Source organism: Variovorax sp. OV700, from assembly GCF_900099805.1.
Taxonomy (GTDB): Bacteria; Pseudomonadota; Gammaproteobacteria; order Burkholderiales; family Burkholderiaceae_C; genus Variovorax.
The window spans coordinates 1-17,435 of the sequence record NZ_FNDR01000014.1; the positions used below are offsets into that span (position 1 = coordinate 1).

The 17,435-nt window shown below is 66.5% G+C and carries 18 protein-coding genes and 1 pseudogene; 12 read left to right on the forward strand and 7 right to left on the reverse strand.

The window, feature by feature from the left end; translation table 11 throughout:
- From BLR24_RS25350 to BLR24_RS25370, 5 genes and pseudogenes are all read left to right on the forward strand, one after another.
- Positions 1-267 (forward strand): annotated as a pseudogene (locus BLR24_RS25350) (nitrite reductase large subunit); the annotation flags it as partial.
- Between the two features lie 17 nt (positions 268-284).
- Complete coding sequence (gene nirD / locus BLR24_RS25355; protein ID WP_093022494.1) at positions 285-695, forward strand: nitrite reductase small subunit NirD; 411 nt, start codon at positions 285-287, stop codon at positions 693-695.
- 55 nt (positions 696-750) lie between these two features.
- Positions 751-1,566 carry a uroporphyrinogen-III C-methyltransferase gene (gene cobA, locus BLR24_RS25360; protein ID WP_175543347.1) on the forward strand — a complete coding sequence of 272 codons (816 nt, stop codon included), beginning with the start codon at positions 751-753 and terminating at the stop codon, positions 1,564-1,566.
- A gap of 62 nt (positions 1,567-1,628) precedes the next feature.
- Positions 1,629-2,441, forward strand: coding sequence for a formate/nitrite transporter family protein (locus BLR24_RS25365; RefSeq protein ID WP_093022500.1), 813 nt, complete (start codon positions 1,629-1,631; stop codon positions 2,439-2,441).
- A gap of 28 nt (positions 2,442-2,469) precedes the next feature.
- Positions 2,470-4,203: a bifunctional protein-serine/threonine kinase/phosphatase gene (locus BLR24_RS25370; protein ID WP_093022504.1), complete on the forward strand. Its 1,734-nt coding sequence runs from the start codon at positions 2,470-2,472 to the stop codon at positions 4,201-4,203.
- Here BLR24_RS25370 and BLR24_RS25375 read toward each other — a convergent pair.
- The 3 genes from BLR24_RS25375 to BLR24_RS25385 all read right to left on the reverse strand — a co-directional run bounded on the left by BLR24_RS25375 (position 4,187) and on the right by BLR24_RS25385 (position 5,607).
- Positions 4,187-4,858 (reverse strand): L,D-transpeptidase, encoded by a 672-nt coding sequence (locus BLR24_RS25375; protein ID WP_093022507.1) that lies wholly within the window; start codon positions 4,856-4,858, stop codon positions 4,187-4,189. The genes BLR24_RS25370 and BLR24_RS25375 overlap by 17 nt on opposite strands.
- A gap of 38 nt (positions 4,859-4,896) precedes the next feature.
- Positions 4,897-5,196 (reverse strand): proteophosphoglycan ppg4, encoded by a 300-nt coding sequence (locus BLR24_RS25380; RefSeq protein ID WP_093022510.1) that lies wholly within the window; start codon positions 5,194-5,196, stop codon positions 4,897-4,899.
- A gap of 171 nt (positions 5,197-5,367) precedes the next feature.
- Positions 5,368-5,607, reverse strand: coding sequence for a hypothetical protein (locus tag BLR24_RS25385; protein ID WP_093022514.1), 240 nt, complete (start codon positions 5,605-5,607; stop codon positions 5,368-5,370).
- 374 nt (positions 5,608-5,981) lie between these two features.
- On the opposite strand from BLR24_RS25385, the gene BLR24_RS25390 reads away from it, so the two are divergent.
- Together BLR24_RS25390 and BLR24_RS25395 are read left to right on the forward strand one after the other, a co-directional pair.
- On the forward strand, positions 5,982-6,833 hold the full coding sequence (locus BLR24_RS25390) for a DUF6502 family protein (protein ID WP_093022517.1): 852 nt from the start codon (positions 5,982-5,984) through the stop codon (positions 6,831-6,833).
- Complete coding sequence (locus tag BLR24_RS25395; protein ID WP_093022520.1) at positions 6,830-8,269, forward strand: DUF5666 domain-containing protein; 1,440 nt, start codon at positions 6,830-6,832, stop codon at positions 8,267-8,269. Before BLR24_RS25390 ends, BLR24_RS25395 begins: the two co-directional genes overlap by 4 nt.
- Before the next feature lie 37 nt (positions 8,270-8,306).
- Here the strand turns inward: BLR24_RS25395 and BLR24_RS25400 are convergent, their stop codons facing one another.
- Both BLR24_RS25400 and BLR24_RS25405 read right to left on the reverse strand, forming a co-directional pair.
- Positions 8,307-8,729: a universal stress protein gene (locus BLR24_RS25400; protein WP_093022522.1), complete on the reverse strand. Its 423-nt coding sequence runs from the start codon at positions 8,727-8,729 to the stop codon at positions 8,307-8,309.
- A 73-nt stretch (positions 8,730-8,802) separates the two neighbouring features.
- On the reverse strand, positions 8,803-9,387 hold the full coding sequence (locus BLR24_RS25405; protein ID WP_093022525.1) for a hemerythrin domain-containing protein: 585 nt from the start codon (positions 9,385-9,387) through the stop codon (positions 8,803-8,805).
- Positions 9,388-9,579: 192 nt separating this feature from the next.
- Here BLR24_RS25405 and BLR24_RS25410 point away from each other — a divergent pair, with 192 nt between their 5' ends.
- Entirely contained in the window at positions 9,580-10,089 is a 510-nt protein-coding gene (locus BLR24_RS25410; RefSeq protein WP_093022528.1) for a universal stress protein, read from the forward strand.
- Positions 10,090-10,109: 20 nt separating this feature from the next.
- Here the strand turns inward: BLR24_RS25410 and BLR24_RS25415 are convergent, their stop codons facing one another.
- Both BLR24_RS25415 and BLR24_RS25420 read right to left on the reverse strand, forming a co-directional pair.
- On the reverse strand, positions 10,110-10,325 hold the full coding sequence (locus tag BLR24_RS25415; RefSeq protein ID WP_093022532.1) for a hypothetical protein: 216 nt from the start codon (positions 10,323-10,325) through the stop codon (positions 10,110-10,112).
- 81 nt (positions 10,326-10,406) lie between these two features.
- A complete protein-coding gene (locus BLR24_RS25420) occupies positions 10,407-11,591 on the reverse strand; it encodes a DesA family fatty acid desaturase (protein WP_093022535.1) in 1,185 nt (394 codons plus the stop codon).
- Between the two features lie 260 nt (positions 11,592-11,851).
- Between BLR24_RS25420 and BLR24_RS25425 the strand changes: the two genes are divergently transcribed.
- From BLR24_RS25425 to BLR24_RS25440, 4 genes are all read left to right on the forward strand, one after another.
- Positions 11,852-12,115 (forward strand): BON domain-containing protein, encoded by a 264-nt coding sequence (locus BLR24_RS25425; RefSeq protein WP_093022538.1) that lies wholly within the window; start codon positions 11,852-11,854, stop codon positions 12,113-12,115.
- Positions 12,112-14,472, forward strand: coding sequence for a phosphoketolase family protein (locus tag BLR24_RS25430; protein WP_093022541.1), 2,361 nt, complete (start codon positions 12,112-12,114; stop codon positions 14,470-14,472). The genes BLR24_RS25425 and BLR24_RS25430 overlap by 4 nt, the downstream gene beginning before the upstream one ends.
- Positions 14,473-14,575: 103 nt before the next feature.
- Positions 14,576-15,322 carry a response regulator gene (locus BLR24_RS25435; RefSeq protein ID WP_093022544.1) on the forward strand — a complete coding sequence of 249 codons (747 nt, stop codon included), beginning with the start codon at positions 14,576-14,578 and terminating at the stop codon, positions 15,320-15,322.
- A gap of 4 nt (positions 15,323-15,326) precedes the next feature.
- Positions 15,327-17,426: a PAS domain S-box protein gene (locus BLR24_RS25440; protein ID WP_093022547.1), complete on the forward strand. Its 2,100-nt coding sequence runs from the start codon at positions 15,327-15,329 to the stop codon at positions 17,424-17,426.
- Positions 17,427-17,435: the final 9 nt, after the last annotated feature.

Here is a 17,435-nt window from a genome sequence, read left to right on the forward strand (position 1 = left end):
ATGGAGTACTCGGGCGCGTTCCTGCAGCTGTACCGCGAGGAAGGCTGGTACCTGGAGCGCACGGTGCACTACATCGGGCGGGTCGGGCTGGACTATGTGAAGAAGAAGATCCTGGAGGACGAGGCCGGGCGCAAGGCGCTGTGGGAGCGGCTGCAGTTCGCCCTCGATGGGGAGCCCGATCCCTGGTTCGAGTCGAGCCAGGCACAGGTGGATGTGCGGCAGTTCACGCCCGTGGCGGTGGTGGATGAAGCAACGCAGGCAGCGTGAACGAAGGAGCAACAGCCATGAACGACAACAACGAATGGAAAGTCATCTGCCGCGTCGAGGACATCCCCGTGCTCGGCTCTCGCCGCGTGGCGCGCCCGGTGGGCGTGGACGTGGCGGTGTTCCGCAATTCCGACAACCAGGTGTTCGCACTGCTCGACCGCTGTCCGCACAAGGGCGGGCCCTTGAGCCAGGGCATCGTGTTCGGCACCAGCGTGGCTTGCCCGCTGCACAACTGGGCCATCGGCCTGGACGACGGTTGCGCCAAGTCGCCCGACGAGGGCTGCACGCCCAAGTTTGCGGTAAAGGTGACCGAGGACGTGGTGCACCTGGATGCGGGCGAGCTCGCGACGCATGCGGTGGAGCTGGAGCGCCCCGTCGCGGGCCCCACGAACCGCGCCTGCCTTCAAGCCGAAGACTCCGCCGCCTGACACCGCCGAGCAACAACACATGAGCCTCCTCACTCTCACCTCCCCGTCCGCCGCGATGCGCACCGGAACGGCCGGCGACCGCAGCACGGGCATGCAGCCGATGCAAGGCCGCTGCACGCTCGTCGGCGCCGGCCCCGGCGATCCTGAACTGCTCACGCTGAAGGCGCTCAAGGCCATCCAGTCGGCCACGGTGCTGCTCGTCGACGACCTGGTCAGCGACGAGATCGTTGCCATGGCGGCGCCCGGCGCGCGCGTGATTCACGTCGGCAAGCGCGGGGGCTGCAAGAGCACGCCGCAGAGCTTCATCGAGCGGCTGATGATCATGGCCGTTCGCGAAGGCGAGCACGTGGTGCGCCTGAAAGGCGGCGACCCGTTCATCTTCGGCCGCGGCGGCGAAGAGGTCGAGCACCTGGCACAAGCCGGCATCCACGTCGAGGTGGTGAACGGCATCACGGCCGGGCTGGCCGGGCTGACTTCGCTCGGCGTGCCGCTCACGCACCGCGCGCATGCGCAAGGCGTGGTGTTCATCACCGGGCATGCCAAGCCCGGATCGCCTGGGCCAGACTGGCGCGCGCTGGCCGCCACGGCTCATTCGGCGCGGCTGACGCTGGTCATCTACATGGGCGTGTCGAGCGCAGGCTCGATCCAGGACGAACTGCTGAGCGGACTGCCGCCAGAGACCCCCGTCGTGGTGGTGCAGAACGCGAGCCTGCCCTCACAGCGGCACGCCGTGGGCACGCTGGTGACGCTCCGGCACACCATTGCCGACAACGGCCTTTGCAGCCCCTCGATCATCGTGGTCGGCGACGTGCTGCAGGGGCTGGCCGCCGCAAGTTCCTCCGCGCATGTTGCGTTGGAGAAAGCCGCCTGAGGGGGCGGCCTCCCCTCGCCTGTTTTTCTTTCAGCTTCTCCAATCAAAACCAAAGCAACGGCATGGCCTATCTCCTGCCTTCCGAATTCGTCACCAAGATGGTGGACGCCGGTGAGTCCAAGATCTTCATGTCCACCCGCGACACGCTGATCCGCGCCTTCATGGCGGGCGCCATCCTTGCACTGGCGGCCGTGTTCGCCGTCACCATCAACGTGCAGACTGGCTATTCGATCATCGGGGCCATCCTGTTCCCGGTCGGCTTCTGCATGCTGTACCTGCTCGGCTTCGACCTCTTGACCGGCGTCTTCGTGCTGACGCCGCTCGCGCTCATCGACAAGCGGCCCGGCGTCACCATGGGCGGCGTGCTGCGCAACTGGGGCCTCGTCTTCGTCGGCAACTTCCTTGGCGCCTTCCTCGTGGCCGTGCTCATGGCCATCGTCTTCACCTTCGGCTTCACGAGCCCGCCCGACAAGGTGGGCCAGGTGATCGCCACCATCGGCGAGGCACGCACGGTCGGCTACTCCAACCACGGCGCGGCAGGCATGCTGACGCTGTTCGTGCGCGGCATGCTGTGCAACTGGATGGTGTCCACCGGCGTGGTGGGTGCGATGATCTCCACCTCCGTCACCGGCAAGGTGCTGGCCATGTGGATGCCCATCATGGTGTTCTTCTTCATGGTGTTCGAGCACTCGGTGGTCAACATGTTCCTGTTCCCGTCGGCACTGCTCATGGGCGGCAATTTTTCGATCATGGACTACATCATCTGGAACGAGATCCCGACCGTGCTGGGCAACCTCATCGGCGGCCTGTCGTTCACCGGCCTGACGCTCTACGCCACCCACGTGCGGACGGCGCCCAAGCGCGTCCCCCGCTAAGCCACCCGACCGCCATCGTCGCGCCACGATGCGTCCCGGACTCGCGATATCGATCGGACAGCATTCCGACAAGGGACGCAAGGACGCCAACCAGGACTTCCACGGCGCCGCCCTGCCGGAGGCGCCCACCCGCCACACGAAGGGCGTGGCCATCGCCATTGCCGACGGCATCAGCAGCAGCGACGTCAGCCACGTGGCCAGCGAGGCGGCGGTCCGCAGCTTCCTGACCGACTACTACTGCACGTCGGACGCATGGAGCGTGAGCCGCTCGGCGCAGCGCGTGCTCACCGCCACCAACGCCTGGCTGCACGCACAGACCCAGAACGGCGGCGGCCGCTTCGACAAGGACCGCGGCTACGTCTGCACCTTCAGCGCCCTGGTCATCCGGTCGGCCACGGCGCACGTCTTTCACGTGGGCGACACGCGCGTCTACCGCTGGCACGCGGAGGCGCTCGAGCAACTGACCGAAGACCATCGGGTGGTGGTGGCCGACGGGCATAGCTATCTGAGCCGGGCGCTCGGCGTCGGCCCGCATATCGAAATCGACTACCAGGCCGTGGCCGTCGAGAAAGGCGATGTCTTCCTGCTGACGTCGGATGGCGTCCATGAACACATGGACGCCGCCGCCATCGGTGCGGCCCTGGCGGCTCATCCGCAAGACCTCGACGCCGCGGCAAGAAGCATCGCCGAAGAAGCCTATCGGCGCGGCAGCCCCGACAACCTGACGGTGCAGGTCGTCCGGATCGACGCGCTTCCCGACGGCGAGTTGAACGAACTGCAGGCACAGCGCGCGGCACTCCAGCTGCCGCCCGTGCTCGATGCGCGCATGCGCTTCGACGGCTACACGATCGTGCGCGACCTGCACCGCAGCCACCGCAGCCACATCTACCTGGCGGTGGACGACGACTCGGGCCAGAGCGTGGTGCTCAAGACGCCGTCCATCGACCTGCAGAACGACGAGGCCCACCTCGACCGCTTCCTGCTCGAAGAGTGGGTGGCGCGGCGCATAGCCAGCGCACACGTGCTCAAACCGCATGTTCCGGACCGCAAGCGCAACTACCTCTATGTGGCCATGGAGTTCGTCGACGGGCAGACGCTGGCGCAATGGATGGTCGACAACCCGCGGCCCAGCCTGGAGTCGGTGCGCGGCATCGTGGAGCAGCTCGCCAAGGGATTGCAGGCGTTCCATCGCATGGAAATGCTGCATCAGGACCTGCGGCCCGAGAACGTGATGATCGACCGCACCGGCACCGTGCGCATCATCGACTTCGGATCGGCCTGGGTGGCGGGCCTCGGCGACAGCAGGCTGGTCGAGCCCGACCAGATACTGGGCACGGTGCAGTACACCGCGCCCGAATACTTTCTGGGCGAAGGCGGCTCGGCGCGATCCGACCTGTTCTCGCTGGCCGTCATCGTCTACCAGATGCTGACCGGTCGGTTGCCCTACGGCGCCGAGGTCGCGCGCATCCGGACGCGCGCGGATCAGCGCAACCTGCAGTACCGGTCCGCGCTGGACGCGCAGCGTGCCATTCCGGCATGGATCGACGAAGTGCTGCGCAAGGCCGTGCATCCCAATCCGCTCAAGCGCCATGAGGCATTGTCGGAATTCGTGCAGGACCTGCGGCAGCCCCACCCGGATTTTCTGAACCGGCGCGGCACGCCTCTTGTCGAGAAGAATCCGGTGCTGTTCTGGAAATGCGCCACCTTGCTCCTGAGCATTGCGCTGGTGGTGCTGCTTGGCGCAATCAGCCTGCGGGGCTGAGCCCGCGTCGCGTCAGCTTCTGTTCCGGCCGGCCGAGGAAATCGAAGCGCTTCTGTGCCGCCATGGTTTCGGGCAGCACATACACGACCCCTCGGCGGCTACCCAGCACGGGCTGGATGTAGGCGTCGTAAAAGGCCGCCGGCACGTTGATGCAGCCGTACGAAATGCGGTTGTCGGCCACGGTTGGCGAGGCCAGCCGCTGCAGGCGGCGCTCCGACTTTTGGGTGGCACGCACGCGGTGCATCGAAACGGCCGCGTCGTAGTCGATCCAGACGATGTCCTCGCCCTTGGTGTTGAGGCCCGGCTCCGTCTCGAAACGCCCGGCGGGCGTCGTGCGCTCTTCAGGCCGTATCTCGGACATTGCGCGTTCGCCGATGCCCGGCACCGAATCGTCGCCGCGAGCGAGGCCCAGGAGTACCGGCGATGAAGCCCGCAGCCGGCCCGTGGCGTCGAAGACGAAGACACGCGCATTGCGCTTGTCGATGACCGCGAAAGGCGCGCTCCGGTTGTCCGCCGCCGCAACGGCGGCCCGGGCGAGCCATTGCGCATCTTCCGCCGCCGCCGCCAAGGGGATTCGGGCGAACGCGAGAAGGACCGCAGCGAGCACGGCCAGCGGCCTGCTCGCTGCGCCGGTTCCAGGCCTCACGGCAATCATGGCTGCGCCGCGTTTCGTAGCGGGGTGGTCAGCCGCGCTCAGTTGCGGTCGGCACGTGCGCGGCGCATGGCGGGCGTGTCGCCCGAGGCCGCCATGGTCGTGCTGGAACTGCTGCTCGTGTCGGGAGAGCTTTGAACCGTGGGCGGAGTGGTGGTCCGGGCGGCGGTGCCGCTTTCCGGGGTCACGCCAGTGGTGCCCATCGGGCCGCCCGAAGGATTTTGCTGGCCGGCCGCGGTGGCCGGGTTTGCCGGCGCCGTGGTCGGCGGATTGCCCTGCGCGAACGCCGCGCCTGCGGCACCGAGCGCGAGTGCGGCAAGAAGTCTGGAAGTGCTGTTCATGGTCGTGTCTCCTGAAGAAAGCCGGCAATGCCGGAAGAAAGAGGCCATGCCGGACCGAGTGCCCGACTTCAGGAAAGCTAGGTCGTTGCCGGCCGCGGCGGGTCAGCTTGCGGCGCGGCACTGTGTAGGAGAAGAGAAGCGCCAAGTAAACGGGCTACCTCTACCCTCCCCCTACCTCTTTGTGTCCGAGTTACGCGCCTCCTCCGCCTTGTCCTGTGGCGCCTTGGGCAGCTTGACCTTCGTCACGGTGACGGAGACCGGATCGCTCGCGGGAAAGGACTCTTCGACCCCGCTGTCCAGCGCTTCTTCGCTGGGCGCCTGCTCGACCGGCTTGGCCGGCTCGCTGGCGGGCTTGCCGTGGTTCTTGGATGTGGGAAAGGGAAATGCCTTGTCCGATGTTTCAGTGGTCATGGGGGACTCCTTGGCCGTGCAAGCGTTTTGCCGTGGTTATATTCATGTCTCTTGGCCCCTGTTCGCCAAAGCGCCCAAGGAACATAAGTTGGAACGAATCGATTCTGGGAGCTGCGCCGGACTCAAGCGTAGGACGGCACCAGCGTCCGATAGTCGGAAGCTTCCTCCCCCTGCACAGGACAACGGGACGTGGCGGGACGACGTTGTCCAACGCACTTCATGAGGGTCCACCCCGTTTGAACACCTTAGTGCGGATTTTTTGTCACATCTTCGCGGAGACGAGGACAATAGTGCACCAAGCTACGCGATTTCCAGGCCCTTGAGGCCGGAATTGCTGCGCCGCAACCTGCACTACCAAAAACCGCTTTCGCTTCATGGAACACCAGTTGGATTGGGCTCTTGCCGCCTGCGCCCGCATCATGCGGCCGGTGGTCAGGCTCGCCCTTGCCATGGGGGTGAAACATCCGCACCTGGAAGTCTTGCTGCGTGACCTGTTGCTGGAGGAAGCCACGCGTTCCTGGCGGAAGCAAGGGGTGGCCAAACCCAATATCAGCCAGCTGTCCATCACCACCGGGCTGAATCGCAAGGCCGTGACCGCCAAGGTGCGCGAGACCGTGGACGCCCTGCCCCACACCGAACTTTCGGCCGCGGCCAAGACTTTCACGCTGTGGCTGCAGCTGGTGTCGGAAAACCAGGCCTTGCAGCGCCTGCCGATCACCGCCAATGGGGCCGGTGCGCCCTCCTTCGAAACAATGGCCAAGCTCGGCAGCCGCGGCAATGTGCACCATCGCGCCATCCTGGACGAACTGGTGCGCCTGAACATGGTGGCCGAAGAGGACGGCTGCGCCGAGCTCAAGGTCGATGGCTTCGTGCCCGAGGGCGACCTGCAGTCAATGCTGGCCTTTCTTGGGGACAATGGCCGCGATCACCTGCTGGCCGCGGTGTCCAACACCCTGGGCGAGGAGCCGCGGATGCTCGAGCGCGCGGTGTTTGCGCGCGGCCTCAGCGTGCAGGATTGCGAAAATATCCATCAGATGGTGCGCGAACGCTGGTCTGCCATGCACCTTGACCTGGTGGGCGAAATGACGCGCGCGGTCGATCGGGCTCCAAGCGGCGCCAAGGGGCGCATCCGCGTCGGGATCTACACCTACTATGAAGACGAGGCGGCGCCAAATGCGCCGGCCGTCGCCCTCAAGCGGGAAGAAGAAAGAGAAAGTACGCGATGAAAACCCACTACCGATGGATGCGCAGCATCCTCTTTGCCGGAGCGATAGCTTTGCTGCTCTCTTGCGGCGGCGGCGGGGACGGCGGGGGTTCCGCGGGGAGCCTGGGCACCCTCAGCAGCAGCTCGTCGGGCACCGGAAGTGGCAGCTCGGCCGGTACGGGCACGGGCAGCACCGGTAGCGTGGGCAGCACGGGCAGCGCGGGCAGCACCGGTAGCACCGGTAGCACGGGCGGTACTGGCACCGATGGGACGGGCACCGCGGGCGGCACCGATGGTTCGGGCAGCACCGGCGGCACCGACGGCACGAGCACCGCGGGTAATGGCAGCGACGACGGGTCGGGCGTGGGATCGGGCGGCACCGGCGTGAGCACCGCTGACGCAACCGGCGTCGGCTCGGTCGGCGGGCTGGGCAGCATCATTCTGAACGGCGTGCGCTACAACACCGACACCGCAACCACCAGCCTCGAAGACACCACCGAACTGCAGATCGGCATGAGCGTGCGCATCGCCGGCAAGATCGACAGCGAGTTCACTGCCGCCACGGCGCAGCAGGTTGAATCGGCTGCCGAATTGCGCGGCGCCGTGTCGGCCATCGACGTGACGGGCGGCCGCTTTGTGGTCATGGGCACCACGGTTACCGTCGACAACGCCACCGTGTGGAGCAACGTCAGCGGACTGGCGCTGGTCGCTGCAGGCGACGTGGTGCAGGTCTGGGGCCTGCCCTCTGCGCCGGGCACCTTGCGCGCCACGCGCGTCGAACTGAAGCCGGCGTCGACCGAGCCGCTGGTCACGGGCACCGTGCAGAACCTGGACCTGATCGGCCAGCGCTTCACGCTCGGCCAGCTCACGGTCCGGTACAGCGGCGCGGTGTTCTCCGGCGGCATCGATCAAGCCACCCTGGCCAATGGCGCCATCGTCCGCGTGCGCGGCAGCGCGGCGCCGATTGTGGGCTTGTTCAGCGCAAACAAGGTGCAGGGCTGGTATGCGGTGCCTAGGCAGGATGCCGCGGCCCTGCAGCTGGCTGGCGTCATCACCAACTACACCGGCCTGAATGCCTTTACGGTGCTCGGCACGCCGATCGATGCGTCCAATGCGATCGTCACGGGCGGCCCCTCGACTTCGATCGGCAACGGCGTCAAGGTGGAGCTCGACGGCTTCATGTCCAACGGCGTGCTGGTAGTGAAGAAGCTGCGGATCCGCAACATTCCGGGCGTGGGCGGGCCGGTGGCCTTCACCCTGATCGGAGCCATCGGCAATTACCAGTCGCCTTCGAGCTTCGTGGTGAAGGGCCAGCAGGTGAACGCCAGCGGCTTCGCAACCGTCTTCGAGAATGGCACCGTCGCCGACCTGGCCAACGGCCGCCGCGTCACCGTGGTGGGAAACACGGTGGTCGATGGCGTGCTGATCGCTCAACGCGTCAGCTTCACGCAGCCTTGACGGACGCGCCGGCCGCCAAGGCCGGCGACGACCCGGATCAGCGCACCAGCAGCACGGGTACCGTGCAGCGCGCCAGCACCTTCATGGCCACCGAGCCCAGCACGAGGTTGCTCAGCGCGCCCTGCCCGCGCGATCCCATCACCACGAGGTCGAACTTTCCGTTTTCCGCAAACGCGGAGATCTCGTCCGCCGCATGGCCGACCTTGTGTGCAAAGGCCGCCTCGATGCCGCGCGCGGTCAGCGCGGCGCGCACCGGCTCCAGAACGACCCGTGCCTCGTCGTCGTAGTAGCCGTGCACGAGGTCGGGCCCCGCGAACGCGGCGGCCCGGTGTGGTACCGGAAGCACCGCATTGAAGACCGTGAAGGCGTGGCCCGCATGCGACCACTCCTTGTGCGCAGCCAGGTAGTCGAGCATGCGTGCGGTGTATTCGCTGCCGTCGACGGCGAGAAGAATTTTCATGGTGTCCCTCTGGTTTGATCGTGTTCGGTGGCCGGATGTTCGCCGCCAGCAAAAGGGGCCGCCTTGCGACAGATCAAGCCTCGGCGCCCAGCCCGATCGGCGCGGGCACGATGTTCACGATGCGGCTGAAGAGCGCCTCGTACTCGCGCTCCGGTGGATATCCGGTGAGCGGATCGCGGTTGCGGCCGAACGCCTCGTCGAGCTCGCGCCAGTCTTCGGCAGTCAGCACGCGTTCGGCGAGCGGCAGGATTTCGCGCTCCTCGAGCGCCATGTGGTTCAGGTAGAAATCGACGTATTGCTCCACGGCGTTCTCGAAGGCTGCGCGCCGCGAATCGCCGAGCATTTCGAAAGCGAGCAGCGCATGCTCGACGTTTCGGATCTTTCGCTCGCCCCACGCGTGGTCGTTGTCGAGCCGGTCCATCAACTCGCGCGATATTGGCGTCCTGGCACGCAGCTTGGGAAACAGCAGCTCGCTTTCCTTGCGGTGGTGGCGCTTCTCGGGAAATTCGTCGACATAGAACAGCATGGCCCGAAGCGACGAGAAGTCAGGCCGGGTGCCTTTGCGGCGGTGCTGCTCGAGCAGCATGACGATCGAGCGCAGCATGGCGGCCAGTGCCGCGTGCTCTTGGCGAATGATGCGAATGGTGGCGTGGGTCATGAAGGGCTCCTGTGCGTCCCTCAAGAGTCTCAGTTCCAGGCCCGTGCAGGCTTGCTGCAGATCAAACGCCGCGCATCTGGTTCGATCTTTTTTCGCCCTTGCGGCGACGCATTCTCTTGATCGGCATCAAGCGGGCTCGCGCATCGGTCCCGATACTGGCCGCATCACAACCTCAAGCAAAGCGAGGACGCCATGTACCAGCGAATTCTTGTTCCTGTCGATGGAAGCTCGACATCCGCCCACGGACTTGGCGAGGCGATTCGCCTTGCCGGGCTCACCGGAGGGCGCCTGCGCTTGATGCACGTCATCGACGAGCTCTCCTTCGCCCTGGCGATGGATGCCTATGCAGGCCACTCGGGCGACTGGCTCCAGGAGTTGCGCAACGCGGGCACCCGGCTGCTCGAAGAGGGCAAGGCGAAGGCCGCCGCGGCAGGCGTCGAGGCCGATTCGGTGCTGTGCGACAACTTCCGGGGCGCTGTTACCGACCGGGTCACGGCCGAAGCGGCTTCGTGGCCGGCGGACCTGATCGTCCTGGGAACTCACGGGCGCCGCGGCCTCGGCCGCATGGTGATGGGCAGCAGCGCCGAGCACATCTTGCGAACCGCCAACGTTCCGGTGCTGCTGGTGCGCGCACCCGAAGCGCACGCCAAGGCGGACGCTGAGCGCTTCACCCTGCCGAGCGGCACACTGGCCAGCGAGTAGGCCGCCCGCGGGCGGCTGCCCTACCCGTCCAGCGGCACGCCGCCGCCAAAACGGCTGGTCCACTGGTCCCACAGCTCCTGCTGGACGGCCTTGGCCGACTCCTGCCAGGCGGCGAGCATTCCCAGCTGGATCTGCTGCGCCTGCAGCACGCTGGTGCCGCAGGCCGCCTGCCAGTCGAGCACCGAGCGAAGGTAGGCATCGGTCCATGCCGATGCCAGGGGAACGTTGCTGTACATGTGACTCTCCTTGTTCGTGAAGGTAAATCGTGCAAGCAACACGCTTGCGCGTTGCCCCCTGGCCCATCGGGCCGCCGCCGGTCAAGCGTATGAACGCAGGCGCCTCGAGAACTCGGCCAATGGCGCAATGCCGCTGGCTTCGGCACGCTGGCACCAGTCCTGCATTTGCCTGACGAGCTGTTCGCCCGTGGCGGCGGACCGGCTCCACAGCGCAATCAGTTCACGGCGCATCGAATACATCGTATCGAGCGCCTGCGATCCGCGCAAAGCCATGGCAAGCCGCATGCGCCGCGATTCGTCGAGCATGCGCTCATCCTTGGCCAGCCAGCGCTTTACGGACTGGAGCGAACGGGCTTCGGCCGGCGACAGGCGCCGCAGCCGGCCGAACTCCTCCGCGTACGCCTGCTTGAGGGAGCGCGCATAGCTCGAAAGCACGTCGTAGTGGCACCGGATGACCGCCTGCACCGTTTCCAGGTCGACGGCGGCCTTGGGCGCCGCAAGCCGCGGTGTCGGCGCCACGTGCTTCACCGTGGCAAGGCCGAGGGCCTGGAGCACGCGGATGTAGAGCCAGCCGATGTCGAACTCGTACCATTTGCTCGACAGCTTGGCCGAGGTGGGAAAGGCATGGTGGTTGTTGTGCAGCTCTTCCCCGCCAATCAGGATGCCGATGGGCGAGATGTTCGTGCTGGCGTCCGGCGCGGGCCAGTTGCGATAGCCCCAGTAGTGGCCAATGCCGTTGACCACGCCGGCCGCCCAGAACGGAATCCACGCAATCTGCGCAAGAAGAATGAGCCCGCCCGGCACCACACCGAAGAGCGCCATGTCGAGCAGGCCCATCAGCACGATGCCGAGGATCTTGTGCCGCGAGTAGAGCTTGCGTTCGATCCAGTCGTCCGGCGTGCCATGGCCGTAGCGCGCAATGGTCTCGGCCTTGTTCGACTCGCGTATGTAGAGGAAAACGCCGCGCCACAGCACCCGGTTGATGCCCAGCACCTGCGGGCTGTGCGGGTCTTCGGGCGTGTCGCACTTTGCGTGGTGCTTGCGATGCACCGCGGCCCACTCTCTTGTCACCATGCCCGTCGTCAACCAGAGCCAGAACCGGAAGAAATGACTGGCCACCGGGTGCAGTTCGAGCGCACGATGGGCCTGGTGGCGGTGCAGAAAGATGGTGACTGAGGCAATGGTGACGTGCGTCAGCGCCAGCCCCACGAGCACTGCGCCCCACCATGGGAGATCGAAAAAGCCCGAGAAGAACAATGTTTGCATGAGTGCCTTTTGGCCTTTTGAACAGTCGCGGCATTCTGCAAAGCGGCCGGCGTGGGGACCTTGATGCAGGTCAAGGTCGCGGCCGCAGACCCGCCGCAAGATCGATCATGGCGCCATGCTTGCAGGCATCGCGCTTGCCGTCAGCACGCACAGGCCATGGGGTTTCATGCAGGATGCGTTGACAACCATGATGGCCGGCTCAAACTGGTGAGAAGCCCGTTCCCCGCCCCCCGCACGTGTTCCTTTTTGAAAGGTTTGAAATGAACCCCGATATCCAACTCAGGCACGAGGTCTTCGCCCAGCTGAACTGGGACCCGGCAGTGTTCGGGTGCGACGTCGACGTGCGCGTGAAAGACGGCGTGGTCACGCTGCAAGGCAAGGTCGCCAGCGAAAGCCTGAAGGTCGCGGTCGAGCGCGCCGTGCGACGCGCGGAAGGCGTCACCACCATCGTGAACAAGCTCACCGCGGCAGCGGACGTGGCCGACTGCGCGAACGGCGCCGAGTTGCCGGGCGTCGAAAGATGAAAGCGGCGGCGGAACAATCCGACTTCGCACTGCTCGACGCCTGGTGGCGGGCTGCCAACTATCTGTCGGTGGGGCAGATCTACCTGATGGACAACCCCTTGCTGCGCGAAAAGCTGAGCCTTTCGCACATCAAGCCGCGCCTCTTGGGCCACTGGGGCACCACGCCCGGCCTCAACTTCGTCTACGCGCACATGAACCGGGCCATCAAGGCCCGCGCGCTCGATGCCCTGTTCATTGCCGGGCCTGGCCACGGCGGGCCGGGCGTGGTCGCCAACACCTACCTGGAAGGCACCTACAGCGAGGTCTACCCGGACATCGGCCGCAACGCCGAAGGCCTGAAGCGGCTCTTCACGCAGTTTTCGTTTCCGGGTGGCATTCCGAGCCACGTGGCCCCCGAAACGCCGGGCTCCATCCATGAAGGCGGAGAGCTGGGCTACTCGCTGCTTCATGCCTTTGGCGCCGTGTTCGACAACCCCGGCCTGCTCGCCTGCTGCGTGGTCGGCGACGGCGAGGCGGAGACCGGCGCGCTCGCGGCCAGCTGGCATTCCAACAAGTTCTTGAACCCGGCGACCGATGGCGCCGTGTTGCCGGTGCTGCACCTCAACGGCTACAAGATTGCCGGCCCCACGGTGCTCGCGCGCATCGGCGACGAAGAGCTGGCGCAGCTGATGCGAGGCTACGGCTACGAGCCCTCTTTCGTCTCGGGGCATGAGCCCGCACAGATGCACCGCCTGATGGCGGCCGCGCTCGACAAGTCGATGGACGACATCCACGCCATCCAGCAGCGCGCCCGCAACGACGGGTTCCGCGAGCGCCCGCGCTGGCCGATGATCGTGTTGCGCTCGCCCAAGGGCTGGACCGGTCCGCGCCAGGTGGACGGCGTGCCGGTCGAGGGCACCTTCCGTGCGCACCAGGTGCCGCTGACCGGTTTTGACGGCAAGCCGGAGCACGTCGGTTTGCTCGAAGACTGGATGCGCAGCTACCGGCCCGAGGATCTGTTCGACGCCAACGGCGCCCTGCGACCCGAAATTGCCGCGCTCGCGCCCGAGGGGCCGAGGCGCATGAGCGCGAATCCACACGCCAACGGCGGCCTGCTCCTCAAGGATCTGGCGATGCCGCTCTTCCGCGACCACGCCGTGGCGGTGGCCGCGCCCGGCGCAACGGACGCGGAAGCCACGCGCGTCGCCGGCGAGTTTCTGCGGGACGTGATGCAGTGCAACGAGGCCGCCCGCAACTTCCGCGTGATGGGTCCGGACGAGACCGCGTCGAACCGGCTCGGTGCCCTTTTTGAGGTGACCGGGCGCACCTCGACCGCCGAGATACGCGAAGGCGACGACCACATCTCGCCCGACGGCCGGGTGATGGAGGTGCTCAGCGAGCATCTCTGCCAGGGCTGGCTCGAGGGCTACCTGCTCACCGGGCGCCACGGCTTCTTCTCGTGCTACGAGGCCTTCATCCACATCATCGATTCGATGTTCAACCAGCATGCCAAATGGCTCAAGGTGTGCCGCGGCATCGGCTGGCGGCGTCCGATCGCATCGCTCAACTACCTGCTCACCAGCCATGTCTGGCGGCAGGACCACAACGGTTTCAGCCACCAGGACCCGGGCTTTCTCGACCACGTGGCCAACAAGAAGGCGGAGGTGGTTCGCGTCTACCTGCCGCCCGATGCCAACACCCTGCTCTCGGTGGTCGACCACTGCCTGCGCAGCCGCGACTACGTGAACGTGATCGTGGCCGGCAAGCAGCCCGCCCCGCAGTGGCTGGACATCGAATCGGCGGTGCGCCATTGCACTGTCGGCCTCGGCATCTGGACCTGGGCCAGCAACGACGAAGGCGCGGCGCCCGACGTGGTGATGGCCTGTGCGGGAGACGTGCCCACGCTCGAAACCATGGCCGCGGTCGACCTGCTGCGCGAGATGCTTCCGGACCTGAAGGTGCGCGTGGTGAACGTGGTCGACCTGATGGCGCTGCAGGCACCGAACGCCCATCCGCACGGCCTTTCGGATGCGGACTTCGACGCGATCTTCACCACCGATTGCCCAGTCATCTTCGCGTTCCACGGCTATCCCTCGCTGATCCACCGGCTGACCTACAAGCGAGCCAACCACGACAACTTCCACGTGCACGGCTATCAGGAGGAAGGCACCACCACCACGCCGTTCGACATGACCGTGCTCAACCGGCTCGACCGCTTTCACCTGGCCGCCGATGCCATCGGCCGCGTCGAGCGCTTTCGCAACAGCGCGGGCCACGTGCAGCAGCACCTGCGCGACAAGCTGCTGGAGCACCGCGCCTACATCACCGTCCACGGCAAGGACATGCCGGAGATCTCGGACTGGCGCTGGAAACGTTGACCCTTGGGCATGCACCAAAGGCATGCACCGCCGGGGCGTGCGTGCTACGCTTGCACGGCTCCAACGATGCCGTGGCGTTAGCGCCCCAATCCATGCTTTCCGAATGACATCCGCCTTTCACATCGCGGTCCTCGACGACGAGGTCGACATCACGCAACTGCTGGCCGGTTACCTTCAAAGCCACGGTTTCCGGGTGACCCAACTGCACAACGGCGCCTCGCTGATGGCACTGATGGGCACCGATCCGGCCGACCTCGTGCTGCTCGACCTGGGCCTGCCCGGCGAAGACGGTTTTTCCATTGCGCGCCGCATGCGCGAAAACTGGCGCTGCGGGCTCGTCATCGTCACCGGCCGCGGCGATGCGGTCGACAAGGTCGTGGGTCTGGAGGTGGGCGCTGACGATTACGTCACCAAGCCCTTCGACCTGCGTGAACTGGTGGCGCGCGTCAAGGCCGTGCTCCGGCGCCTGGTACCCAGCGACGCCGCGGACGCATCCTTGCCCGCATCCGCACCGGTTGCTTTGGCCGCTTCCGACAAGCTCCGCTTCGCCGGATGGCAGCTCGATGTCGCCGCACGCAGCCTGGCCAATCCGCAAGGGCAGAACGTGGCGCTCACCGGCGGCGAGTTCGACCTGCTGTGCGCGTTTGCGCGCCATGCGGGGCGCGTGCTGTCGCGCGACTTCCTGCTCGAGCAGACACGCGGGCGCGAAGCCGCCCCCTTCGACCGCACCATCGACGTGCAGGTCGGGCGGCTGCGCAAGAAGATCGAAGCCGACGCGGACGATCCGCAGATCATCAAGTCGGTGCGCGGCGCCGGCTACATCCTGGTTCCGCCCGTCGCTCGCGGGTGACCCGATGAACCCGCCCCCGCCCTCTTCTCCCTTCGTTGCCGCGTTGCCGGGGCTGCCTTCGGGCGTCGAAGAAAGCAGCGTCTTCCGTTCCCTTTTCGTTTCCTACCCGGACTCGCTGCTGCTGGTCGACCAGGCCGGCGGCATCGTGCTGGCCAACCCTTCGGCGGCCAAGCTGCTGGGCTATGACGTCGATGAACTGGTGGGCGTGAACGTGGACGTCCTGGTGCCCGACAGCATCCGGCCGCGCCACGCCGCCTACCGCGAAGCCTATGGCCAGGCACCACGCCCGAGGCCCATGGGCACGCAGATGGAACTCGTCGCCAAGCGCAAGGACGGCAGCGAGGTGATGGTCGAGATCGCGCTCAGCCCGTTGCAGAGCCAGGGCCTGCCGTTCGTGGTGGCCGCCATCCGCGACATTGGCGCCTACCCGCGCGTGAAGCAGGCGCTGCAGCGCGCGCGCTACAGCGACTACCTCGCGCAACTGGGCCGCCTGGCCGTCGACACGCGCGACCTGCAGGTTGTGCTCGACCATGCGCCCACCATGGCCGCGGAAGCGCTGGAAGTCGAAGTGGCCATGGTGCTGCTGCTGGACGACAGCCGCCTTGAGTTTCGCGTCGCCAGCGGCGTGGGTCTCGTGCCCGGCGAAGAGATCGGCGCGCGCATTCCCAGCCACGCGAATACACCGCCCGGTTTCGTGTTTGCACAGGGCGCGCCGGTGGTGGTGGCCGACTTTGCCAAGGAGCGCCGTTTCGCGGTGCCGCAGGCGTACCTCGATGCCGGGCTGGTCAGTGCGCTGGCCGTGCCCTTCTACGATCGCGGCCGCTTCATCGGCGTGCTGACCGTGCGCTCGCGCGAGGCCAAGCGCTTCGGTGACGAGGAGCTCCGCTTCCTGGAGTCGCTGTCGAACCTGCTGGCCACCAGCCTGCAGCGCGTTCAGACCGAAGAGGCGCTCAGCCACGCACAGCGGCTCGAAAGCGTCGGCCAGCTCACCGGCGGTATTGCGCATGACTTCAACAACCTGCTCACCGTGATCCAGGGCAATCTGCAGGTGCTCGAAGAACTGCCCGCCATCGCGAACGATGGCTACGCCCAGCAGCTGGTGGGCGCGGCGGCGCGAGCTTCGCGGCGCGGCGCCGAGCTCACCGGCAAGCTGCTGGCTTTCTCGCGCCGGCAGATGCTGCAGCCCCATGCAGTGGACACGCATGCCATGCTGCACTCCCTGGCCGACATGCTGCGGCGCACGCTCGACCAGCGCATCGGCATTTCGATCGACAGCGCACCGAGCTGCCCACCGGTGCTTGCCGACCCGGGGCAGCTCGAATCGGCGTTGCTGAACATTGCCATCAATGCGCGCGACGCCATGCCCGACGGCGGCACGCTGCACTTTCGTACCGAGGCCTGCAGCTCGCTGCCGCCGGAAGTGCACAACGAGCTGAGCGACCGCGATGCGCACGGCAGCTTCGTGGCCATTTCCATCACCGACAGCGGCACCGGCATGACCGAGGAAGTGAAGGAGCGCGCGTTCGAGCCCTTCTTCACCACCAAGGAAGCCGGCCGCGGCACAGGCCTGGGCCTGAGCACGGTCTACGGATTCGTGAAGCAGTCCAAGGGCGCCATTGCCATCGCCACTCGGCCGGGCGCAGGCACCACGGTGACGCTCTTCCTGCCGCAGCCGAACGAAGCCGCCGCCCCTGTCATGGAAGAGGAAGACGCCGAACAGGCGATTCCGCCCGGCCTGCGCGTGATGCTGGTCGAGGACGACCCCGAAGTGCGCAAGGTCGTGCAGACCTTTTTGACGACCCTGGGCTGCAGCGTGGTCGCGGCCAGCAATGCCGAGCAGGCCCTGATGAGCCTGGAAGCCGATGCGGGTTCCTTCGATCTGCTGCTGAGCGACATCGCGCTCGGGCCCGGCATGCGCGGAACGCGGCTCGCGGCCGAGGCGCAGCAGCGCTTTCCGGAGCTCGCGATTCTCCTGATGTCCGGCTTCTCGTCGGAGCTGCTGGAGGCCGACCGGGAAGTGCCGCAAAGCTGGGAGCTGCTGCGCAAGCCTTACACGCGCGCCGAGCTGGCGCGTGCCATGGCCCGGGTGCTTGCGCACCCGTAGTGCCGCGCG